At 74.4% G+C, this 19580-nt stretch carries 16 protein-coding genes; 6 read left to right on the top strand and 10 right to left on the bottom strand.

The features are described 5' to 3' along the window. The 6 genes from PATMI_RS26730 to PATMI_RS36360 form a co-directional block, all read right to left on the bottom strand. Positions 1-829, bottom strand: an 829-nt coding sequence (locus tag PATMI_RS26730) for a glycosyltransferase family 2 protein (RefSeq protein WP_051470954.1), incomplete at its 3' end; no start/stop codon positions are given. 62 nt (positions 830-891) lie between these two features. Continuing rightward, positions 892-3546 carry an HAD family hydrolase gene (locus tag PATMI_RS0102250; RefSeq protein ID WP_026909689.1) on the bottom strand — a complete coding sequence of 885 codons (2655 nt, stop codon included), beginning with the start codon at positions 3544-3546 and terminating at the stop codon, positions 892-894. 52 nt (positions 3547-3598) lie between these two features. After that, positions 3599-5482, bottom strand: coding sequence for a hypothetical protein (locus PATMI_RS0102245; protein WP_026909688.1), 1884 nt, complete (start codon positions 5480-5482; stop codon positions 3599-3601). After that, a complete protein-coding gene (locus PATMI_RS26725) occupies positions 5479-6543 on the bottom strand; it encodes a class I SAM-dependent methyltransferase (RefSeq protein ID WP_051470953.1) in 1065 nt (354 codons plus the stop codon). The genes PATMI_RS0102245 and PATMI_RS26725 overlap by 4 nt, the downstream gene beginning before the upstream one ends. A gap of 19 nt (positions 6544-6562) precedes the next feature. Then, positions 6563-7480 carry an ABC transporter permease gene (locus PATMI_RS0102235; RefSeq protein ID WP_051470952.1) on the bottom strand — a complete coding sequence of 306 codons (918 nt, stop codon included), beginning with the start codon at positions 7478-7480 and terminating at the stop codon, positions 6563-6565. Further along, positions 7477-8790 (bottom strand): ABC transporter ATP-binding protein, encoded by a 1314-nt coding sequence (locus PATMI_RS36360; protein ID WP_051470951.1) that lies wholly within the window; start codon positions 8788-8790, stop codon positions 7477-7479. Before PATMI_RS36360 ends, PATMI_RS0102235 begins: the two co-directional genes overlap by 4 nt. A gap of 127 nt (positions 8791-8917) precedes the next feature. Here PATMI_RS36360 and PATMI_RS0102225 point away from each other — a divergent pair, with 127 nt between their 5' ends. The 5 genes from PATMI_RS0102225 (at position 8918) to PATMI_RS0102205 (ending at position 13555) form a co-directional block, all read left to right on the top strand. After that, positions 8918-10495 carry a DUF2142 domain-containing protein gene (locus PATMI_RS0102225; RefSeq protein WP_026909686.1) on the top strand — a complete coding sequence of 526 codons (1578 nt, stop codon included), beginning with the start codon at positions 8918-8920 and terminating at the stop codon, positions 10493-10495. Continuing rightward, complete coding sequence (locus tag PATMI_RS33690) at positions 10492-11388, top strand: hypothetical protein (RefSeq protein WP_026909685.1); 897 nt, start codon at positions 10492-10494, stop codon at positions 11386-11388. The genes PATMI_RS0102225 and PATMI_RS33690 overlap by 4 nt, the downstream gene beginning before the upstream one ends. A 137-nt stretch (positions 11389-11525) precedes the next feature. Further along, on the top strand, positions 11526-12284 hold the full coding sequence (locus PATMI_RS26710; protein WP_084269512.1) for a glycosyltransferase family 2 protein: 759 nt from the start codon (positions 11526-11528) through the stop codon (positions 12282-12284). After that, positions 12284-12697, top strand: coding sequence for a DUF2304 domain-containing protein (locus tag PATMI_RS26705; RefSeq protein WP_051470950.1), 414 nt, complete (start codon positions 12284-12286; stop codon positions 12695-12697). The genes PATMI_RS26710 and PATMI_RS26705 overlap by 1 nt, the downstream gene beginning before the upstream one ends. 27 nt (positions 12698-12724) lie before the next feature. Further along, positions 12725-13555, top strand: a complete 831-nt coding sequence (locus tag PATMI_RS0102205; RefSeq protein WP_026909684.1) for a class I SAM-dependent methyltransferase — start codon at positions 12725-12727, stop codon at positions 13553-13555. 68 nt (positions 13556-13623) lie between these two features. On the opposite strand, the gene PATMI_RS26700 is transcribed toward PATMI_RS0102205, so the two are convergent. Then, on the bottom strand, positions 13624-14352 hold the full coding sequence (locus PATMI_RS26700) for a cytidylyltransferase domain-containing protein (RefSeq protein ID WP_036725088.1): 729 nt from the start codon (positions 14350-14352) through the stop codon (positions 13624-13626). A 43-nt stretch (positions 14353-14395) separates the two neighbouring features. After that, entirely contained in the window at positions 14396-16039 is a 1644-nt protein-coding gene (locus PATMI_RS0102195) for a hypothetical protein (protein WP_157260573.1), read from the bottom strand. Positions 16040-16096: 57 nt separating this feature from the next. On the opposite strand from PATMI_RS0102195, the gene PATMI_RS33685 reads away from it, so the two are divergent. Then, a complete protein-coding gene (locus PATMI_RS33685) occupies positions 16097-17155 on the top strand; it encodes a glycosyltransferase family 2 protein (RefSeq protein ID WP_051470949.1) in 1059 nt (352 codons plus the stop codon). Between the two features lie 29 nt (positions 17156-17184). Here the strand turns inward: PATMI_RS33685 and PATMI_RS0102185 are convergent, their stop codons facing one another. Both PATMI_RS0102185 and PATMI_RS0102180 read right to left on the bottom strand, forming a co-directional pair. Further along, positions 17185-18429 (bottom strand): acyltransferase family protein, encoded by a 1245-nt coding sequence (locus PATMI_RS0102185; protein WP_026909682.1) that lies wholly within the window; start codon positions 18427-18429, stop codon positions 17185-17187. Continuing rightward, positions 18426-19577: an acyltransferase family protein gene (locus tag PATMI_RS0102180; RefSeq protein WP_026909681.1), complete on the bottom strand. Its 1152-nt coding sequence runs from the start codon at positions 19575-19577 to the stop codon at positions 18426-18428. Before PATMI_RS0102180 ends, PATMI_RS0102185 begins: the two co-directional genes overlap by 4 nt. Between the last annotated feature and the right edge of the window lie 3 nt (positions 19578-19580).

Raw genomic sequence — 19580 nt, 5'->3', positions numbered from 1 at the left:
CGCGGTCGACCGCCGCGCGCGAGCCGCCGTGCAGGCGCACCCAGGCGCGGTCGCGGCCCGTCTCGCGGCGGATCCCGCCCAGGACGGCGCGGGGGGCCGCGGCGGTCCGCAGGCCGTAGACCTCGTGGAGGGCCCGGAACTCGTCGAACAGGCGGCGGAAGCGCTCGCCGAAGGGGTAGTCGTGCGAGTGCTCGACCGCGGCGGCGGGGACGAAGGCGCGACTGTGGCCGGCGCGCAGGAGGTCGAGCGCCAGCAGCTGGTCCTCGGCGTAGGCGACGTCGCGGAACGGGGTGCGCTCCCAGGCGGACCGCAGCACCGCACCGTTGGCGTCGGTGTGGAACGTCGCGGGGGAGGGGCGAAGGGGATCGGGGACGTCCGCCTGCCGGAAGAGGACCGGGACGCCCGCGGGCCCGGACATCGACGCGAACATCTCGGTCAGCTCGCGGGTCGTCGTCGGGCTGGCGCCCGGCATCGGGCGGTACGGGCCGCACGCGAGGGCGACGTCGGGGGCGAGGTCGAACGCGGCGACCATCGTCCGCCGCCACGACCGCGAGGCCGGGACGGCGTCCTGGGTGAGGAACAGCACGACGTCGCCCGTCGTCTCCCGCATCAGCAGGTTCCGGGTGCGACCGTGGCCGAACTCTCCCGGCGGGATGCGGACGACCCGCGCACCGGCGGCCTCGGCGGCGCGGTCCGAGCCGTCCGTCGACCCGGAGTCGACGACGACGAGCTCGGCGGGCGGCCCGTCCTGGTCCGCGAGTGCGGCGAGGACGTCCATGAGCCGGGACCCGCCGTTCTTCACCGGGATCGCGACCGACGCGGTCCGCACGGGATCAGCCCCGCCGGGCGGCCCGGGGGCCGTCGAGGGCGGACGACGCGGCCGGCACGGTGCTAGCCGCGCCGCGCGGCGCGCAGGCCCTTCGTGACCCGCCAGCTCAGCGACTGCTCCATCTGGCCGCGGATCGCCTCGGCCGCGGCCATGCGGGCCGGGGAGCGCGGGTCGCCGACCGGCGGGGGCGACCACGGCAGGACGGCGAGCAGCAGCTCGACGTCGACGCGGTAGGTCTCCTCGTTGCTGACGTGCCCCGTGGCCCAGGCGATCGTCGCGTCGCCGTGGTGCGTGGCGACGACGCCGTCACCCAGGGCGGTCGCGTGCTCGAGCTCGAGCTGGCCGTGCCGGGCGTGGTCCTCGAGGCGGACGACGATCGGCTCGTCGCGGTCCCGGAGGTGCAGGCGCAGCTCGAGCCGGTCGATGCGGGCGATCACCGGCTGCTGCCCGAGCTGGATCCGCAGCTTCGCGACGTGCCGGCCCTGCACGTTCGTGCCGACATGGGTCAGGCCGTTGACGTTGCGCCGCGGGTCGCCGACGTACGGGTCGCCGACGTTGACGCCCTCGCCGGAGATCGTGATCCGGCCGCTCTCCAGCGGCGTGGAGAGGACGCCGAGCGGGACCTCGCCGCTCTGGTGCAGCCACGCGGCGTCGGCGATCGCCGGGTCGGCGGTGCGGGCGACGCCGTAGGGCCAATAGACGCTCTGCATCGGCAGCTCGGAGAGGCCCTCGGGAACGACGTAGCGGATCGTCGTCGCGCTCTCGGGGTTCGCGAGCGCCTCGTTGTCCCCGGAGCCCTGGTTCTCGTCGTGCACCCAGGCCCCGAAGCGCGTGGCCTCGTCGGCCGTCGGCGCCGCGACGGACCGGGCGATCTGCGGGGCGAGCTCCTCGCCGAGGTCCGCCAGGTCGTCGAGCCCGTCGACGAGTCCGCGGTAGCGGTGGTACTCGCGTTGGAACGCCAGGATGCCCGCGCGCACCGCGCCGGCCTCGGTCGTCTGGCGGCCGGGCAGCGGGTTCGGCGCGAAGATCGGCTCGAGGTCGGCGGTCAGGTCCGTCTGGCTGCCGTGGTCGGGCATGCAGACCTGTTCGAGGATCTCCGGCGAGCGGACGATCGCCCGGCACGCGGCCTCGGGCGCCCCGATGTTCGCGAGGAACCCGCGGACCTCGGCACCGGCGGCGACCGTGGTGCTCGCGCCCTCGTGGGTGACCATGTAGAAGCCGACGACGCGGCGGTCGACGTTCGCCTGCTCGAGGATCGTCACGATCCGGCGCTGGATCGACGCGCCCCAGCCGAGGTCGCAGACGAGCAGCGGCCCGTCGGGGGCGTCGCGCTCGATCGCCCGGACGACGCGCTCGCGCAGGGTGGCGGCGCGCGTGGCGACGAGCGCCTGGAGCGCCGGGTCCTCCAGCTCGCGGATCAGGGCGTCGCGCGCGGTGGCGTCCGACGACGGGAACCCGAGGTGCGGACGGAGGCTCGGCACGCGCGCGGCGTCGATCCCGAGGGTGTCGAGCAGTCGGCCCATGGGGGCGGCCGACCGGGTCTCCAGCAGGGTCAGGAAGTCCTTGCGGTCCGCGCTGCCGATCGCCGCCAGCGTGGCGAGGTGGCGGTTGAGGTTCAGCGGCCGCGTGTCGAGCGGCAGCTCGTTCGCGCGGGCCGCGACGTCGACGAGCTCGCCGAGGAACGAGCCCTCGCGCATCAGGCACATCAGCCGGCCGGTGCCCAGGGCGGCGGCCTCGCGGGCGGTCCACTCGGCGAAGCCGGTGAACGCCGGGCCGAGGACCTGCGCGCCGTAGCGCCAGAACGGCTGCAGCGCGGAGGGGACCTGCGCGAGCTCGGGGTGCCGGCCGGCCTTGGCGCGCAGCTGGGTGACGACGCTGTCGCCGAGCGCGACCGGCCGCGGGTGCCGCACCGGGCGGTCGGTCATCGGCCGGGCGACGGGGCGGGCGAAGCGCTCCTCCTGCTCGACGATCGCACTGAGCTGCGGATCGCGGCGCTCGAGGTAGATCGGCGTGATGCCGCGCTCCTTCGCCGGCGCGATGTCGGCGAGCGGGTTGTCGCCCAGGTGGATGATCGACGCGGGTTCGGCGTCGACGCGCTCCAGCGCGCGCTCGAAGAGCGTGCCGGCCTTGTTCACCCGGTGGTCCGACGACGTGACGACGGCGTGCCAGCGGATCTCCTGCAGACCCGGCTGATCGAGCAGGACGCCGAGCTGGTCGGCCGACAGGTACGTGTCGGAGACCGCGACGACCGGGACGTCGAGCGCGTTGGCGTGCAGCAGCGCGGCGGCGACGTCGAGGTCGGGCAGCGTGATCTCGCGCTCGAGCTCGACCTCGAGGGCGACGACGTCGTCGCGCGTGAGGCCGGCGTGGACCCACTCCGGGATCCGCTCGTGGATCTCGTGCAGCCGGACCTCGGGCGAGTCGATCGCCTCGCCCGACAGCATCCGCGACTCGTGCTCGGCGCGGCGGCGGAGGATCCCGTAGGCCTCGGGCTTCAGCGACTCGTGCAGGTGCCCGCCGTCGTGCAGGCGCCGGCCGAGGAGGACGAAGAGGTCCTCTGGCTCGGGCAGGCGGCGCCAGAGGACGGTGTCGAAGACGTCGGTGAAGAGCGCCCGCGCGGCCCCGCTGTCGAGCAGGTCGTACGCGCGGTGCAGGCCCGTCGGGATGCCCGAGGGGCGGGCCGTCGGCGTGGTGAGGGTGTCTTCGGTCTCGCCCATCGTCGACCACGGTATGCGACGGTCCCCCGCCGTGCCGCACGACGGGCGTCGCTCAGCCGGCGCGCAGCCGCCGCACGATCCGCAGCAGGAGCGCCACGGCCCGGTACGGGCGGCTCGCGACGACGGCGTCCCGGCGAGCGACCTCGGCCCGCGCCGCGGCGACGCGGCCCTCGAGCGGGACGACGACGGCGTCGACCCACGGCGGCGGCACCAAGCCGTCGGCGGGCGGGGCGACGGCGACCGGGGTCCGCGGCGGGAGCCGCTCCGCGAGCCGCGGGCCGGCGTCGTGCAGGCGTGCGGGGTAGCCCGCGATCGTCAGCAGCCGCAGGTGCTGGCGCAGGAACGCGTGGACGCCGCGGCGGGCGGCCTCGGTGCGGAGGTCCTCGAGGGTCTCCGCGTCGTCGCCGGTGTTCGCGAGCGACGTCCGGGAGCGGTCCGGGGCGCCCGCCACCTGCTCGAGCCGGGCCCGCCACGCGACGGCGGCCGCGTGCGCCCCGGCGGGACGACCGAGGTTCGCCAGGTAGCCGTGGACCTCGCCGCCGGCCTCGCCGAGCGCGGCGTCGGCGGCGGACGGGTCGCTCGCGAGATGCAGCCCGACGACGTGCCGGGGCACGCCCGCGTGGCGAAGCACCTCGGCCAGGCGCGTCTGGGTCCGGCCCGCGCCGCCGACCTGACAGACCGGCAGCGGGCCCGTGGTCGCATCTCCGGCGGCCGCGACGAGCTCGTCGCGGAGGCCCGCAGCCTGCTCGGTCGCGCGCGCGGCGGCGGCCGGATCGTCGCGCAGGGTCGTGAGCAGCCCGACGAGGTCGCCGGGACCACCGGCGGCGCCCCGTGTCGCCCCGTCGTCGGAGGTGACACCGACACCCAGGAGCGCGGCGACCTCGGCCGCGCCGCGGTCGACGCCGCCGAGCGCGAGGGCGAGCGCCGTCCCCAGGAGCGCGTCGCCCTGGTCCGCGACGGCCAGGAGATCGGGCGTGACCGGGAGGACGTCGACGCGGACCGGCAGGTCGAGCGCGACGGCGACCTCGGCGAGGAGCTCGGGCAGCAGCGCGCCCGGCTCGGCCAGGGCCAGCAGCCGGCCGCCGGGGTGGCCCGCGGCGTGCCGGACCGACCACTCCGCGAAGCCCGCGAGGACGGGGCCGAGCACCGAGGCGCCCTCGAACCAGGCGTCGCGCAGGGCGGCGGGGACCGCGTGGGCCTCGGCGGACGCGACGAGGCGGCGGGCGACGCGGGAGACCGCGAGGTCGGCGGCGCCCTCGGAGGCGGACCCGGCGGCGCCGAGCCGGACGACGCGGCTTCCGGGACCGGCGGCGGCCGTCACCGGGCCGGCGCTCAGGACCAGCGCGTCGCCGTCGCCCTCGCGCGGGGCGAGCGCGACGAGGTCGGCCTCGTCGTGGTCGGCGGGCGTCAGGACGGCGCGCCAGGTGACGGCGTCGAGCGCCCCGTGCTCGAGGCGCCGGCGGACCTGGTCGCCCGTCAGCCGCCCGTGCGACACCGCGGAGACCGGGAGCCGCAGCGACGCGGCGGCCGCGAGCAGCAGCGCGACGTCGGGATCGGGGACCGTCGCGTCGGCGAGCACCTGCAGCTCGGCGGCGACGACGTCGGCGCGGGTCAGGCCGGGATGGACCCACTCGGGCACGGTCAGCCAGAGGGCGGCGAGCGGCGCGCCGGGTGCGGCGTGCTCCTCCGCCCGGACGCGCAGGACGGCGAACGAGCCCTCGTCCAGCGACGCGTGGAGGTTCCCGCCCGCGACCAGCCGCCGGCCGAGCTCGACATGGCGCTCGTGCGCAGTCAGCGCGGACCACAACGCGCCGCCGCCGCCGTCGACGTCGACGACCACCGCGCCGAGGCCGCCCTCCTCGAGCAGCCGCCAGGCGGGCTCGAGCTCGGTCGGCACGTCGTCGGGGCGCGTGACGCGGGCGGCGACGGCGCTCATCGGAGCTCCCCCGCCGACGCGGGCCGACCGGCGACGCCCTCCGACACCGGGCCGTCGTCGGCCGACGCAGGACCGCCGACGGCCTCGAGCGCACCCAGTCGCGCGGCCAGGTCGTCGCCACTCGCCCGCGCGAGCCGGGCCTCCCAGGCGGCACGCTCGCGGTCGGCGGTGCGGGCCTGCTCGGCGAGCTCGTCCTGCAGCTCGAGGACGCGCGAGTAGAGCGCCAGGCGGTTGCGTTCCAGGCGGGCGACCAGCGGGGAGCGGTCCAGCGGCTCCAGGATGCGGTCCGCCTCGGCGGCCCACGGGGCGCTCCGGGGGTAGACGAAGCCCAGGCCGAAGATCGCCGGGATGACGCGCAGCACGAGGTCGTCGCGGTCGGCGATCGCGTCCTCGACGCCGGTCAGCACGCCGTTGCGCTCGCCACCCGCCTGGTCGGCGATGCCCATCGTGCCGCGGCTGCGCATCCCGCGGCCGACGACCGGGTCGTGCCCGAAGACCGACATGCCGGTGTCGAACGCGTAGGGATGGACGTCGGCGGGGTCGAGGACGTCGGGGCCGTAGTAGTAGTCCCGCCGGCCGCAGGGGAAGCAGACGTCGTGGAAGACGAGGAGCGACTGCTCGCCCGCGGCATCAGCGGCGGCGAGGAGCTTCTCGGTCTCCTCGCGGACGACGACGTAGGAGTGGTCGCCGTCGACGACGACGACCTGGCAGGGCGGGAGGACGTCGATCGCTGCCGGGGAGTACTCGCGGACGAGCGTCAGGCGGGTCGACGACTCCAGGCCCGTCAGCGCGGCGGACGGGGCGGGGTCGATGCAGGTGACGCTCGCGTCCAGCTCGTCGGCCTGGGCGATCAGCTCCTGCGTCAGCAGCCCGCCCTCGCCGCCGATCTCCGCGATGCCGGTCGGCCGGATCGCGCGGACGAGGTCGCCGAGGATCTCGCGGAACAGCCCGACGGAGTGCAGGAGCATCGGCATCGCGGCGGCCTCGTCGGCCTCGACGTGGGGTTCCTCGCGCGTGTTGAGCCGCGCCAGGCGGTCGTCCCCGTCGGGCTCTGCGGACATGGCGGAAGGGTAGCCGCGCCTACAGGCGCTCGGCGATCCGCGGGGCCTCGCGGTTGAAGTACACGAAGCCTCCGATCAGGAGCGCGAGCGTGATCGCCGTCGGGATCAGCAGCACGTACCAGTGGTGCGCGCACGCCAGGGCGCTCGGGTGGCTGGGCGCGATCATCGCGTGGCGGGCCTGCTGCAGGATCGCCGAGAACGGGTTCATCATCAGGATCTGCTCGATACGGTCCCCGAACTGCGCCTGGATCGCCTGCACCGGCACGAGCACGCCGGACGCGTAGAACATCGCCTGCAGCACGACCTCCCAGATCGGCCGAACGTCGCGGAAGCGGACGTAGAGGGCCGAGAGGATCATCGCGATCGCCAGGCAGAGCACCCCGAGCAGGAGCAGGAGGAACGGCAGCTCCAACCAGGTCCAGCGGATCTCCGCGCCGCTCGCGAGCAGGAAGATCAGGACCGGGATGAGGTTCAGGACCAGGTTGAACGACGCCAGGATCACGACCGAGACCGGTACCGCCATCCGCGGGAAGTCGATCTTCCGGACGAGGTTCTCCCGGTCGACCATCGCCGAGACGGCCCCGCCGGTCGCGTCGCCCAGGAAGGTGAAGAGCACGATGCCGAGCAGCAGCGTCGGGCCGTAGAGCTCGACGTCGTTGCCCAGCCGGACGACGACGGTGAAGACGACCATCAGGACGCCGAACAGCAGCATCGGCCGGGCGAGCTGCCAGAAGTAGCCCAGCACCGAGCCGTAGAAGCGGAGCTTGAACTCGGCGGTGGCCATCGTCCAGGCCAGGCCGATCATGCGCCGGAAGTCGGTGCCCAGGGCCGACGGGCCCTTGATCGGCGGCTTCAGCGTCGAGCGGTCGATCGCGTCGAAGTCGCGGGCCACGGGCTTGACGTGGAAGCCCTCCGCGGTGGTCTCGGGAGCGCTCACGCGGACACCGCCTGGTCGTCCGTGGGGGTGGTGACGTCGAGCGTGAAGGGCGGGTGCATCGTGCCGAGCGTCTTGACCGTGCCCGTGACGAGCAGCCGGTGCATGCGCGGCCGGCGGTCGAACCACTCCAGGGCCGACTCGTCCTTGCAGATCGACGGCGTGAGGATGTAGCGACCCGGCGCGAGGTACGAGTCGAACGTGATCCGCGACTCGCGGACCGTGCCGCCCTCGAAGACGCCCATGGGCGGCAGGTCGAGGTTGTTGGGCTCGAACACCGTGACGCCCTGGTCCGTCAGGACCGTCATGCCGAACAGCGGGTTCTCGACGGTCTCGTGGAACGCCACGCGCATCGCGAAGGTGCACGGGGTGCCGAACGGCAGGACCTCGACGCGCTCGCCGTCCGCGTTCTCGATCCACGAGTCGACGATCTCGGCCTTGCCGTTGCCGTGGCGGTCGCGGTCGTGGTTGACCGTCCCGGCGAGCGAGATCTTCGCGACGTCGGCGGAGGTCTCCTCGTCGTCGGGGTCCGCGGCGATCTCGGCGGCGACCTCGGCCTGCGCGTCGCGGGAGAAGTTCATGTCGAGGTACTGGTCCCCGATCTCCTCCGGGTCCCCGATCGCGACGACGGTGCCGCGCTCGAGCAGCAGTGCCCGGTCGCAGAAGCGCTTCACCGCGCTCATGTCGTGCGTCACGAGGATCACGGTCGCGCCGCTCTCGCGGATCCGTTCGAACTCGTCGAAGCACTTCTGCTGGAACGCGGCGTCGCCGACGGCGAGGACCTCGTCGATCAGCAGGATCTCCGCGTCGACCTGGATCATCACCGCGAACGCCAGCCGGACGAGCATGCCCGAGCTGTAGTTCTTGATCTTCAGGTCCGCGAAGTCGCCGAGCTCGGCGAACTCGAGGATCTTGTCGAACCGCGCCTTCGCCTCCGCGCGGCCGAGACCGAGCATCTGGGCGTTCAGCATCACGTTGTCGTACGCGGCGAGGTCCGGGTTGAACCCGACGCCGAGCTCGATGAACGTCGACATCCGGCCGTCGACGTGGATCGCGCCCTCGTCGATCCCGTAGATGCCCGCGAGCGTCTTCAGCATCGTCGACTTGCCCGAGCCGTTGCGGCCGACCACGCCGAAGAACTCGCCGGGCTCGACGTGGAACGACACGTTGCGCAGCGACCGCATCTTCCGCACGGCACCGCGCCGGAACGGGTGGAGCGCCCGCTCCTTCAGGGTGTGCGCACCCTCCGTCGGGATCTCGAAGGTCTTCGAGATGCCGTCGACGAGGATGGCTGGGGGTGCCTGCTTCGTCATGGGCCGACTCGACAGCGTAGAGGCTGGGGCCGGGTGGACACCCACCTCGTGCGGCCCGGCACGGCGGAGGAGGGGGCCTCCGGGTGGCGGGGCGGCGGATCCCGGGTGCGAGCTATGGTCTCCGGCGATGCGCAACGTCCTCCAGGCGTGGAGGCGGTCACCGGAGGACGGCGAGACCGCGGCCGCGCGACGTTCCGGTCCACCACGCGCCCTCCTCGCCCTGCTGTTCCTGGTCTTCGTGACCACGACGATCTGGGCGTTCGCGACCCCGGCGTGGCAGGTGCCGGACGAGCCCGCGCACTTCGGGTACGCCGAGACCCTGGCGGAGCAGGGGAAGAAGCCGACCCGCGGCGAGGCGGAGGACCCCGCGCAGGTCGTCAAGGGGCTGCCGAGCGGGAGCCGGTACGGCGAGATCTCGTCGCAGGCGCTCCGCGTCATGCGCGCCTCGAACGGCTATCCGGTCGCGACCGACCTCTACGCGAAGCCGCCGTGGAGCCAGAGCGCGCAGAAGCGCTACGACGCGTCCGCCCACGACGGCAGCCGCGAGGACGGCGGACGCCGGACCGGCGCGTCGTCGTACCCACCGCTCTACTACGCCATCGAGAGCGTCGCCTACCGGGCCGCGTCGTCGGGCACGTCGCTCGACCAGCTCTACGCGATGCGCTGGGTCTCCGGGCTCTGGGCCCTCGTCGGCACCGCCGGCGCGTGGCTCCTGGCCGGCGAGATCTTCCGCCGCCGTCGCCTCCCGCAGCTCGCGGCCGCCGCGACGATCGGGCTCTGGCCGATGATCTCGTTCCTCTCCGGGGCGGTGAACCCGGACGCGATGCTGACGGCGCTCTCGCTGCTCGTCCTGTGGTTGTCGGTGAAGGTCGCGCTCCACGGGACGACGCGCGGACGCGCGGTCGGCCTGATCGCCCTCGTGCTCGCCGCGACCCTGACGAAGGTCTCCGGCGCGGCGCTCGCGCCGGCCGCCGCGTTCGCCCTCCTCTACGGGGTGCCGACGGTGCGGGAGCGGATCGGCACGCGACCCCGCAGGCTCTACGGGATGCTCGGCGGGCTCGTCGGCGCCGTGATCGTGGTCGTGGTCCTCGGGGCCGCGCTGAAGGTCTTCCCGCCGCAGCTCCAGGCCGTCGTGGACCAGCGCCCGAACATCCGCGAGTTCGGCTCCTACCTGTGGCAGTTCTACCTGCCGAAGCTCGGGTTCATGGACCCGCAGGTCTACATGTACCCCGTGGTCTCCGAGCGCCCCGTGATCAACCTCTGGGTCGGCACGTCGTGGGGCTCGTTCGGCTGGGTCGACATCTGGTTCCCGCGCTGGGCGGTCCACCTCTTCATGGTCGTCGCCGCGGCGGTCGCCGGCGCCGCGACCTGGACCGCCGCGCGGGCCCGCCGCGCTCGCCGGCGTCGCGAGGACCCGCCGAACGTGCCGCTCACCGCGGCGATGGTCGTGCTCCTGATCGCGGCCGTCGGCGTGCTCGCCGGCGTGCACCTCCAGGACTACGACAACGGCGTGAAGGGGCTGCTCCCGTTCGCGCAGGGCCGCTACCTGTTCCCCGTCGCGGGGATCGGCGCGCTCGCCGTCGGCGGGGCCGTCGCGGCCTTCCCGGCCCGGTGGCGTCCGACCGCCGCGGGGACGTGGCTCGCGTTCCTGATCGTGCTGCAGGTCGCCGCGCTGGCGCTGAACGCGACGAGGTACTACGCATGATGCGCGGGATCGTCCGGAGCACCGCGTTCCGCGTCGCGGTGCCGATGCTCGTGGTGCTCCTCGTCGGGGTGGTCGTGCTCCTGGACCGCGGCAGCAAGGGCCGCGAGGACCAGCCCGTCCGGTTCGGCGTCCTCGCCGACCAGCCGATCGGCGATCTCCCCGCGCGCCGCGAGGCCTGCCAGAACCCGATCGACCTCGACCGCTCGATCAGCACCGTCGGCCTCGGCATGGTCACGACGCCGAAGGGCGGCCCGGCCCTGCGGGTCACGGTCCGCGACAGCGTCTCCGGCCGGGTCCTGCGGTCCGCCCGCGTGGCCGCCGGCTACCAGGTCCCGTTCAAGGGCTTCCTCACCGTCCCGCTCGACGGCCCGGTGCGGTCGGACAGCGCGGTCTCCGTCTGCGCGCAGAACCTCGGGAAGCGGAAGCTCACGCTCGTCGGCAAGGAGTCGGTCCTCGGCAGCGACGCCCGCGTCGGGACGAAGCTCCTCGACGGCGACTGGGGCGTCTACTTCCCCAACCCGGACGCGAAGCCGCGCGACTACCTGCAGATGGCGCCCGACATGCTCGACCGCGCGACGGTCCTGCGGCCGGGCATCGTCACGCCGCTCTTCTACGTCCTGCTCGCGCTGATCGCGTTCGTCGGCGGCCCGGTCCTGCTCTGGCGGGCGGTGCTCTCGGCGGCCGACGAGGACGAGGACGTGATCGCGGTCGGGCCGCGTCCGCTCGACGGTCCCGCGCGCGTCGCCTCGATCACCGACGACGCCCCGGCCACCGACGACGCCCCGGCCACCGACGGCGCGCCGGCCGCGGACGACGCTCCGGCCACGGACCGGGACGCGGCGCCCGGCGACGGCGACCCGGCGGGCGCGCCCCCGGACCGCCCCGGCGCCTGAGCGCGCCTCGCGCTCGCGGGTCCCCGCACCCCACCGCTACGAGCCGCGCGTGTCCCCGGTACGCTTGCGTCCAGGCCCGGAGTCGCGCGGACGGACCTCTTTCCTCGGCGCCGTCCGCCCCCCGAGCGCCTCGTGTCATGCCCCGCGTCCTCGCCATCGTCCCCGCGTTCAACGAGGCCGAGGCCATCGCCGGCACCGTGCGGCACGTCCTGGAGGCCCAGCCGGACATCGACCTCGTCGTGATCGACGACGGCTCGAACGACGACACCGCCGCACGCGCGAGAGCCGCCGGCGCGCCGGTCCTGCAGATGCCGTTCAACCTCGGCATCGGCGGCGCCGTCCAGGCCGGCTACCAGTACGCCCGCGAGCACCACTACGACTACGCGGTGCAGATCGACGGCGACGGGCAGCACGACGCCACGTACGTCACGCACCTCCTGGCCGCGCTGCAGGCCGACCCGTCGCTGAACATGGTCGTCGGCTCGCGGTTCGCCGACGGCGCCGGGCACGACGGCTTCAAGTCCTCCGCCTCCCGGCGGGCCGGGATCCGCCTGTTCTCCTGGGTCCTCTCGCGGATCGTCGGCCAGCCCGTCACCGATCCGACGTCCGGCCTGCGGATGACCGACCACCGGGCGATCGACCTCTTCGCGCAGGACTACCCGCACGACTACCCCGAGGTCGAGGCGATCGTGCTGATGCACGCGCACCGGCTCAAGAGCGCGGAGATCCCGGTCGTCATGCGGGCGCGCCAGGGCGGGACGTCCTCGATCGGGACGCTCCACGCCGGGCTCTACATGATCAAGGTGCTGCTCGCCGTGTCCGTCGGGCTGATGCGCGCGCGGCCGACGATCATCCCCGGCGGCGAGGCCGCGGTCTCGGCGGAGCGGAACCTCTGATGACGCCGCGCCTGCAGATCGTCGCAATCCTCGTCACGCTCGCGCTCTTCTTCATCGTCTTCGAGCTCGTCCGCCGCCGACGGCTGATGGAGCGCTACGCGCTGCTCTGGCTGTTCTCGACCGTCGTGCTGCTCGGCCTGTCGATCTGGTCCGACGCGCTCTCGCGGCTCTCGGACGCGATCGGCGTGCGGTACGGCCCGTCGGCGCTGTTCGCGGTCGCGTTCGGGTTCGTCCTGATGCTGCTGCTGCACTTCTCGCTCGTGCTGTCCCGGCTGTCGGACCAGTCGAAGGTCCTGGCGCAGGAGGTCGGCCGCCTGCGCGAGAAGGTCGACCGGCTCGAGTCCGACCGGCAGCGGCTCCTCGCCGAGGCCGACGAGCGCGACGCCGAGCACGAGACCGCCGACGCGCACTGATCCCCGCCCGTCCGCGAAGATGCCCCGATGGGCGACCTCGAGGGCATGGACGGCATCGCGGCGGCGTACGAGGGGCTGGAGACGGCCTTCGCCGACGACGCGGCGCTGCAGGCCTACCGCCGCTCCGCGCTGGAGCGGCACGCCGCCCAGGCCGACCTCGTCGGGGCGCTCCTGCCGGACGACGCCGCGGTGCTGGAGATCGGGACCGGCAACGGCCGGCTGCTGATCGACCTGGCGCAACGGGGCCGGCTCGCGTCCGCCCTGGGTGTCGACCTCGCGCACTCGCGGATCGCGTTCGCGGAGCGGTGGGCGCAGGACGTCGGCGCGGAGCAGCTGCGGTTCGCGGCGGGCGACGCGCTCGCGATGGACCTCGGCGAGGCCGCCGCGTGGGACGCGGCGGTCGTCATCACGGCCGCCCTGGCGTACTTCGACGCCGTGGTCCCGGGATCCGCGCGGCGGATGCTCGGCCGCCTGCGCGAGGGCCTGAAGCCCGGCGGCCGCCTGGTGCTCGAGCTCTACCCGCACCCGTCGTGGCGCCGCATGCTGGACGACGCGGAGGACGGCCGGGCGCGCCTGTGGTCGGAGCTGCCCGAGGGCGACCCGTGGCGCTTCTACCTGAGCGACCTGCACCTGGACCGCGACACCGGGGTCCTCACGCACCGCAAGACGTTCGTGCACCGCACGACGGGCGAGATCGACGAGGGCCGGCGCGAGGCGCTGCGGCTCTACTCGACCGAGGAGCTGACGACGCTCCTGGGGGAGGCCGGCTTCGCGGACGTCGAAACGTTCGCCGGCTGGGACGGCGCACCGTACGACGACGGCGAGCTGCTCGTCGTCACCGCGCGCCGCGCGGACTGAGCGACCGACGACCCGGCCCGACGGCGACGCTGCTCGGGGCCCGGCGACCGGCCGGAGGCCGGGCGGCGTCAGCCCCGCAGGCCGTCCTCGGCCAGGCTCGGGGTCGCGTGGACGACCGCCCGGATCTCCGCCGTGTCGGCCACGTGGCGACGGTCTCCGAGCCGGTCCACGACCTCGCGGACGAACGCGAGGTCCTCGGCGGTGTCGACCGTCCAGCGCAGCGGGCCGAGCGTCGGGTCGGTGACCGGGACCGCGGCGGCGGGCCAGCGCGCCGCGTCGTTGCGCAGGCCGAGGGTCACGTGCTCGCGCTCGTCGTCGGTCGGGCCGGACGCCGCGAGCTCGCGCAGCGCCCGGACGCGGAACGCCTCGGCGTCGCTGCCGTCCGGCACCGCGCGGGGGAGGACGTTCTGCGCGTACGCGAGCGACGGGTCGCCGGTCAGCAGCGCGACGACGGCGTCGACCGCCGCCGGGTCGATCAGCGGGCAGTCGCCGGTCAGACGCACCGCGACGTCGTCGTCCGCGCAGTCCTCGAGCGCCCCGACGTAGCGGGCCAGCACGTCGGCGAGCGGGCCGCGAAAGACCGGCACGCCGAGCTCCAGGCCCAGGGCGGCGACGGGGTCGTCGGAGGGCTCGTCGCTCGTGGCGAGGACGACGCCGCGGAGGCTCGTCGCGGCCTCCAGCCGCCGCAGCATCAGGGCGAGCATCGGCTCGCCGTGGACGTCGGCGAGGACCTTGCCCGGCAGCCGCGAGGACGACGCACGGGCCTGGACGACCGCGAGTGCGGGGGCGGGGGTCATGCGGTGGTCCTCCGGTCGCTGCGCCGCGTGACGCGCGTCGTGCTCACGCCAGCGCGAGCTCGTCGGGGAGCAGCAGGTCCGCGCCGTCGAGCAGGCGGTCGGCGACCCAGTCGAGGTGCGGGTCGCCGCCCGGCGTCAGGCGCTCGAGCGTCGTGTCGATCGCGCTGACCTTCCCGGCCGCGACGGTGACCGACCGCAGCGGCACGAAGCCGCGGTAGAAGAACGTGAACGCGTAGCGCAGGGCGAGCTCGCGCCGCTCGTCGCTCAGCCGGCCCGGCGGGTCCTGCAGCAGGCGCCGGAGGTCCTCGGGTCCGGTCACGTCGTGCGTGAAGCCGCGGTCGCGGTAGTGGACGTCGCCGCCGACGAGCACCGGGAAGCCGGCCGTCGCGGCCTCGAGGCCGATCGTCGTCGTGTAGCCCAGGACGAGGTCCGAGGCGTCCAGGAGCGCGTACGAGCCCAGGGGCTGGTCCGGGCCGATCACGTGCACGGAGTCCGGGAGCGTGCCCCCCAGGCGTTCCAGGAGCGCCGCCTCGACGGTCTCCCGGGTGCGCCAGCGGGTCTCGGCGGGGTGGATCCGGACGACGAGGTGCAGGTCGTCGATCGCGGCGGCCTCGCGGACCGCCTGCTCGATGAAGTCCATCATCCCCGGGAACCCGACGTTCCGGCCGAGCGCGGCGGAGTCCCACGTGAGGTTCGTGAAGAGGCTCGCCAGCCGCGCGCCGGGGGGCACCCCGACGGCGGCCCGGAGGCGCTCGTGGTCGTCCTCGACGGACGTGAAGTACGTCTCGTGCGCGCCCTTGCCGCTGGCCCGGTCGTCCAGGAGCTCCGTGACGGCCGCCCGCTGCTCCGGCTCGAGCGGCAGGTCGCGGCAGACGTCCCACGCGTGGTCGGTGTCGTACTCCGGCGCCGGGGCCTCCTGCGAGAACGCCAGGGCGCCGGCGCGCGGGGAGATCTCGTACGTCGGGCAGCGGATGCCGCGCGACAGGGCGATCTCGCGCATGCGCTGCTCGGCGGCGAACAGGCCGTTGACGGAGAAGAGGACGTCGGGCCGCAGGCGGTCGAGCAGCGTCTCCGTCGCGGCGGCCACGGCGTCGACGCTCGCCTGGAGGTCGAGGCCGACCGCCTCGCCGTCGGGCGCGTCCCCGGGGACGCTCGTGCGGAGGATCCAGGCGCGCGAGATCTCGACCGCGTCGGACGACACCGAGGTGGGCACGGGGGCCTTCCGCCCGTCCGCACCCCACGGCAGGAGCTCGGAGAGCCGCACGTGGTCGAGGCCCAGGCGCTCGGCGACGCCGGCGGTCTGCGGCGCGCAGCGGTCGCAGGGGCGCGGCCAGGCGCGGCGGCCCCAGCCCATCTCGCAGAGCGGCATGCCGCCGCCGCAGGTCAGGAGCGTGACCCGGGCGCCGCGCATCCGCAGGGCGGCGGCGACGACGGCCTCGAACGCGTTGTGGTCCGGCCACCCGCGCAGGGCGACGAGGAGGACGTGCGGGCCGGTCGCCGGCGGCGCGTGCTCGCGGACGACCGCCCCGAGCCGCTCGAGGTCCTCGAAGGCGGTGACGCGGCGGAGGAACGCGCGGTCCAGCGGGCGCCGGAGGCGCGCCGCGGCGCGGTCGACGAGGTCGGGACGCTCGAAGACGTAGGCGTTCCCGGCCGCCGAGAGGCGGCTGCGCACGGAGGATGGCAGCATCACCGGGGCAGCTTAGTGCCGCGGCCCGCTCCCGGACCTCCACGGCCAGGCCCCTCCATGCGCCCCGACTCCAGCCTCCCCACACCGTCCGTCAGCGCCGTCCTCGTCGGCTACCACGAGGAGCTGGGCGACCTCCGCGCCGCGATCGAGTCGCTGCGCGCGCAGACCGCGGGCACGCCCGAGCTCGTCTACGTCGACCAGCGTCCCGGCGACGCCTGGGCGGCGCAGGTCCGCGAGCTGGCGCCGGAGGCCGTGATCGTCGCCCTCGGCGAGAACGCCGGTTACGTCGAGGCCTGCCGCGCCGGCGTGGCGGGGGCGTCCGGCGACCGCATCCTCTTCCTGAACACCGACGCCTCCGCCGCCCCGGACTGCCTCGAGCACCTCGCGGCGTGCCTGGACGACGACCCCACGGCGGCCCTCGCGGGCGCGCAGGTCCTGCTGCCGGGCGGCCGGGCGGTCAACGCGGGCGACAACCCCGTGCACCTGACCGGCATCGCCTGGGCCGGTCGCTACGGCGAGGCGCCGGAGGACGGCGACCCGCGCGAGGTCGCCTCCGCATCGGGCGCTGCGATCCTCGTCCGGCGCGAGGCGTTCGAGGCGCTCGGCGGCTTCACGCCCGGGTTCTTCATGTACTACGACGACGTCGACTTCGCGTGGCGCGCGTGGCTGACGGGCTGGCGCGTGTGGTTCGTCCCCCGGGCGACCGTCGAGCACGACTACGTCTTCGAGAAGGGCGACTACAAGTGGCGCTGGCTCGAGCGCAACCGCCTGTGGTGCGTGCTGTCGCACTTCGAGGCGCGGACTCTCGCGCTGCTCGCCCCGCTGCTGATCGCCGTCGAGCTGGCGATCCTCCTGGGCGCCGTCCAGGGCGGGTGGATCCGGCCGAAGCTCGGGGCCTACCGGGAGCTGTGGCGGTCGCGGAAGGCGCTGCGGGCGCGCCGGGCCGAGCTCCGCTTCGCGCGGGTCACCGGCGACGCCACGTACCTGCGGCTGATGCACCCCGCGCTGGACTCCCCGATGTTCCCGCAGGCCGCCGCGAGGCTCACCGCGCCGCCGCTCCGGCTCTACCGCCGGCTCGTCCTGCGGCTGGTCGGCGCCGGCGGGCGACGCGACTGACTGCCCGCCGACGCGCGCCCGGGTGCGCGTCAGGCCCGGTCGCCGGCCGGCGCCGCCGGGTGCGGCTGCGTCGCCGGGTCGAACTCCGCGCGCCCGTCCGGGTGCGCGGCGACCGACGGCGGCGACGCCAGCGGCGGGTTCAGGCGGTTCTTCAGCGTCAGCGCCGGGGCCTCGATGAGGTGCCAGGAGAGCACGGCGAGCACGGCGGTGAGCGGCAGCGAGATCGCGAACATGGCCCAGCCGCTCGTCAGGTCGAGGACGTGCGAGACGGTCTGCTGGACCGGGAACGCCCAGACGTAGAGCCCGTAGGAGTAGTCGCCCATCCGCTTCGGCAGACGCACGAGGTGGTGCGTCCGGTAGGCGAGCAGCAGCACGAGGTACGGGACGCACCAGACCGTGCCGTTCTCGATCAGGGACGGCGACCCGAGGAAGAGGCAGCAGAGCCAGGCGATCGCGACGACCGCGCCGATCGACCAGCGCATCGGGATCCAGCGCGCGGCGGCGAACATCCCGGCGCCGATCATGAACGCCGCGAAGGGCCGCAGCTGCATGTCGTAGGACCCGAGCTTCGCCTGGTACGTGGCCGCCGGCGACGCCTGGATGTCCGACAGCATCGCGACCAGGTGGTTCATCCCCGGGACCGCGTCGCGGACGCCCGGGAGCACCAGGAGCGCCCCGAGGATCGCGACCGGGACCATCACGAGGCGGAACCGCGGGCGGAGGAACCCGACCAGCCCGAGGATCGCCACGAACAGGTACGCCTTGAACTCCAGGGGCAGCGTCCAGAGCGAGCCGTTGACGGCGTTCGGGTAGACGTTGTCGGTGAAGACGCCGGGCAGGACGTAGTTCGTCTGCAGCGTCGCGTTCTGGAGGATGAACTGCTTCGTCGCGGACGTGTCGATGTAGATCCGGAACGGCTGGTTCGTCACGAGCGGCCCGAGCACGAGCGCGCAGATCACCAGCGACGCCAGGAGCGCGGGCCACAGGCGTAGCGCCCGCTTGAAGAGGAACGGCAGGAGCTTCGGCTCGTACGCCCAGCTCCGGGCGATCAGGAAGCCGCTGATCGAGAAGAAGATCAGGACGCCGAAGCTGCCCCAGTCGAGGTTCAGCGGCTGCGGCTGCTTCGTGATCGTGAGCGCGAACGAGTGCGCGAAGAGCACCGCCGTCGCCCCGAAGAGGCGCAGCAGGTCGAAGTTGTTGGCGGAGCGCCCCTGCTTCGACGCCGCCTCCAGGCGGCCGTCGGGGTGCAGGAGCCCGCTGAGGAACGTCTTCACGAGCTCCGCCGTCCGCCGGCGGCGACGGCGGCCGCGGTCTGGGCGGCCGCCTCGGTCTCGGACTGCTCGCGGGCCCCGGCGCGGCGCGCGAGGTACGCCGCACCGCGCCGCATGATCGGCAGCTCGAGCAGCACGTACGACGCGATAGAGATCACGACGGCGACGAGCACCGAGACGGGGCCCGGCCAGCCCAGTCGCAGCACGAACATGTGCCACAGGTAGAGGCCGTAGCTGATCAGCCCGAGGAACTGGAGCGGCCGCCACGCGAGCCACGGCAGGCGGGCGGAGGCCCCGATGACCGCGGCGGAGGCGACCGCGGTGAGCAGGTAGACGTCCGGGTCGATCGCGCCCTCCCGCAGCGACACGTAGAGCACGACCGCGAGCCCGGCCAGCCCGATCCAGCGGTTGACGCGGATCGGGAAGAGCGCGAGCAGCGCCCCGACGCCGAGCGCGTCCCACCGCAGCCGCGTGACGATGGTCTCGTCCGTGACCCCGGGGGCGTGGCGCGCCAGCACGGTGGCGACGACCGACGCGAGCGCCACCGCACCGGCGACCTTCAGGCCGTGCTTGGCGCCCCCGAGGCGCAGCGCCAGGAAGAGCACCGCCGGCCACACGAGGTAGAACTGCTCCTCGACCGCCAGCGTCCACGTGTGCCCGAGGAAGTTGTCGTTCGGGAACAGCGGGAAGTTCGTCGTGTACGTCAGCGCCGCCCAGACCGAGTTCGCGGCCAGGTGCCGCTCGAGGCCCTGGTCCTTCGTCAGGACGATCGCGACGCCGTAGACGAAGCAGACGCTGAGGAGTGCGGGCAGCAACCGGAGGAAGCGCCGGGCGTAGAACGTCGGCAGGCTCCGGACGCCCCGACTGGACCAGCTCCGCACGAGGATCCCGGTGATGAGGAACCCGGAGAGGACGAAGAAGAGCTGGACGCCCATCTCGCCGCCGCCCGGCAGGAACGTCGGCGCTCCGGAGTAGAACGGGCGGTTGTGCGGCGACACGCCGTTCCAGGCGTGCGCGATGACGACGAGGAGCACCGCGATGCCGCGGAGCCCGTCGAGCTCTGGCCTGCGCCCCGGGGCGGGGCGCAGGGCGGACAGCAGCGAGCCCGGTGCGCGCGCGCCGAGACGAGCGCGGAGGGGCCCGGCGGCCATCGC

Source organism: Patulibacter minatonensis DSM 18081, from assembly GCF_000519325.1.
Lineage (GTDB): Bacteria > Actinomycetota > Thermoleophilia > Solirubrobacterales > Solirubrobacteraceae > Patulibacter > Patulibacter minatonensis.
The sequence above is the reverse complement of the archived record's forward strand: the minus strand, read 5'-3'. Positions and strand labels throughout refer to the sequence as shown.

Excerpts from the sequence above, each read along its gene's own strand:
- PATMI_RS0102250 (WP_026909689.1), bottom strand. The coding sequence starts at position 3,546 with ATGGGCGAGACCGAAGACACCCTCACCACGCCGACGGCCCGCCCCTCG.
- PATMI_RS0102245 (WP_026909688.1), bottom strand. The coding sequence starts at position 5,482 with ATGAGCGCCGTCGCCGCCCGCGTCACGCGCCCCGACGACGTGCCGACC.
- PATMI_RS26725 (WP_051470953.1), bottom strand. The coding sequence starts at position 6,543 with ATGTCCGCAGAGCCCGACGGGGACGACCGCCTGGCGCGGCTCAACACG.
- PATMI_RS36360 (WP_051470951.1), bottom strand. The coding sequence starts at position 8,790 with ATGACGAAGCAGGCACCCCCAGCCATCCTCGTCGACGGCATCTCGAAG.
- PATMI_RS0102225 (WP_026909686.1), top strand. The coding sequence starts at position 8,918 with ATGCGCAACGTCCTCCAGGCGTGGAGGCGGTCACCGGAGGACGGCGAG.
- PATMI_RS33690 (WP_026909685.1), top strand. The coding sequence starts at position 10,492 with ATGATGCGCGGGATCGTCCGGAGCACCGCGTTCCGCGTCGCGGTGCCG.
- PATMI_RS26710 (WP_084269512.1), top strand. The coding sequence starts at position 11,526 with ATGCCCCGCGTCCTCGCCATCGTCCCCGCGTTCAACGAGGCCGAGGCC.
- PATMI_RS26705 (WP_051470950.1), top strand. The coding sequence starts at position 12,284 with ATGACGCCGCGCCTGCAGATCGTCGCAATCCTCGTCACGCTCGCGCTC.
- PATMI_RS0102205 (WP_026909684.1), top strand. The coding sequence starts at position 12,725 with ATGGGCGACCTCGAGGGCATGGACGGCATCGCGGCGGCGTACGAGGGG.
- PATMI_RS26700 (WP_036725088.1), bottom strand. The coding sequence starts at position 14,352 with ATGACCCCCGCCCCCGCACTCGCGGTCGTCCAGGCCCGTGCGTCGTCC.
- PATMI_RS0102195 (WP_157260573.1), bottom strand. The coding sequence starts at position 16,039 with ATGCTGCCATCCTCCGTGCGCAGCCGCCTCTCGGCGGCCGGGAACGCC.
- PATMI_RS33685 (WP_051470949.1), top strand. The coding sequence starts at position 16,097 with ATGCGCCCCGACTCCAGCCTCCCCACACCGTCCGTCAGCGCCGTCCTC.
- PATMI_RS0102180 (WP_026909681.1), bottom strand. The coding sequence starts at position 19,577 with ATGGCCGCCGGGCCCCTCCGCGCTCGTCTCGGCGCGCGCGCACCGGGC.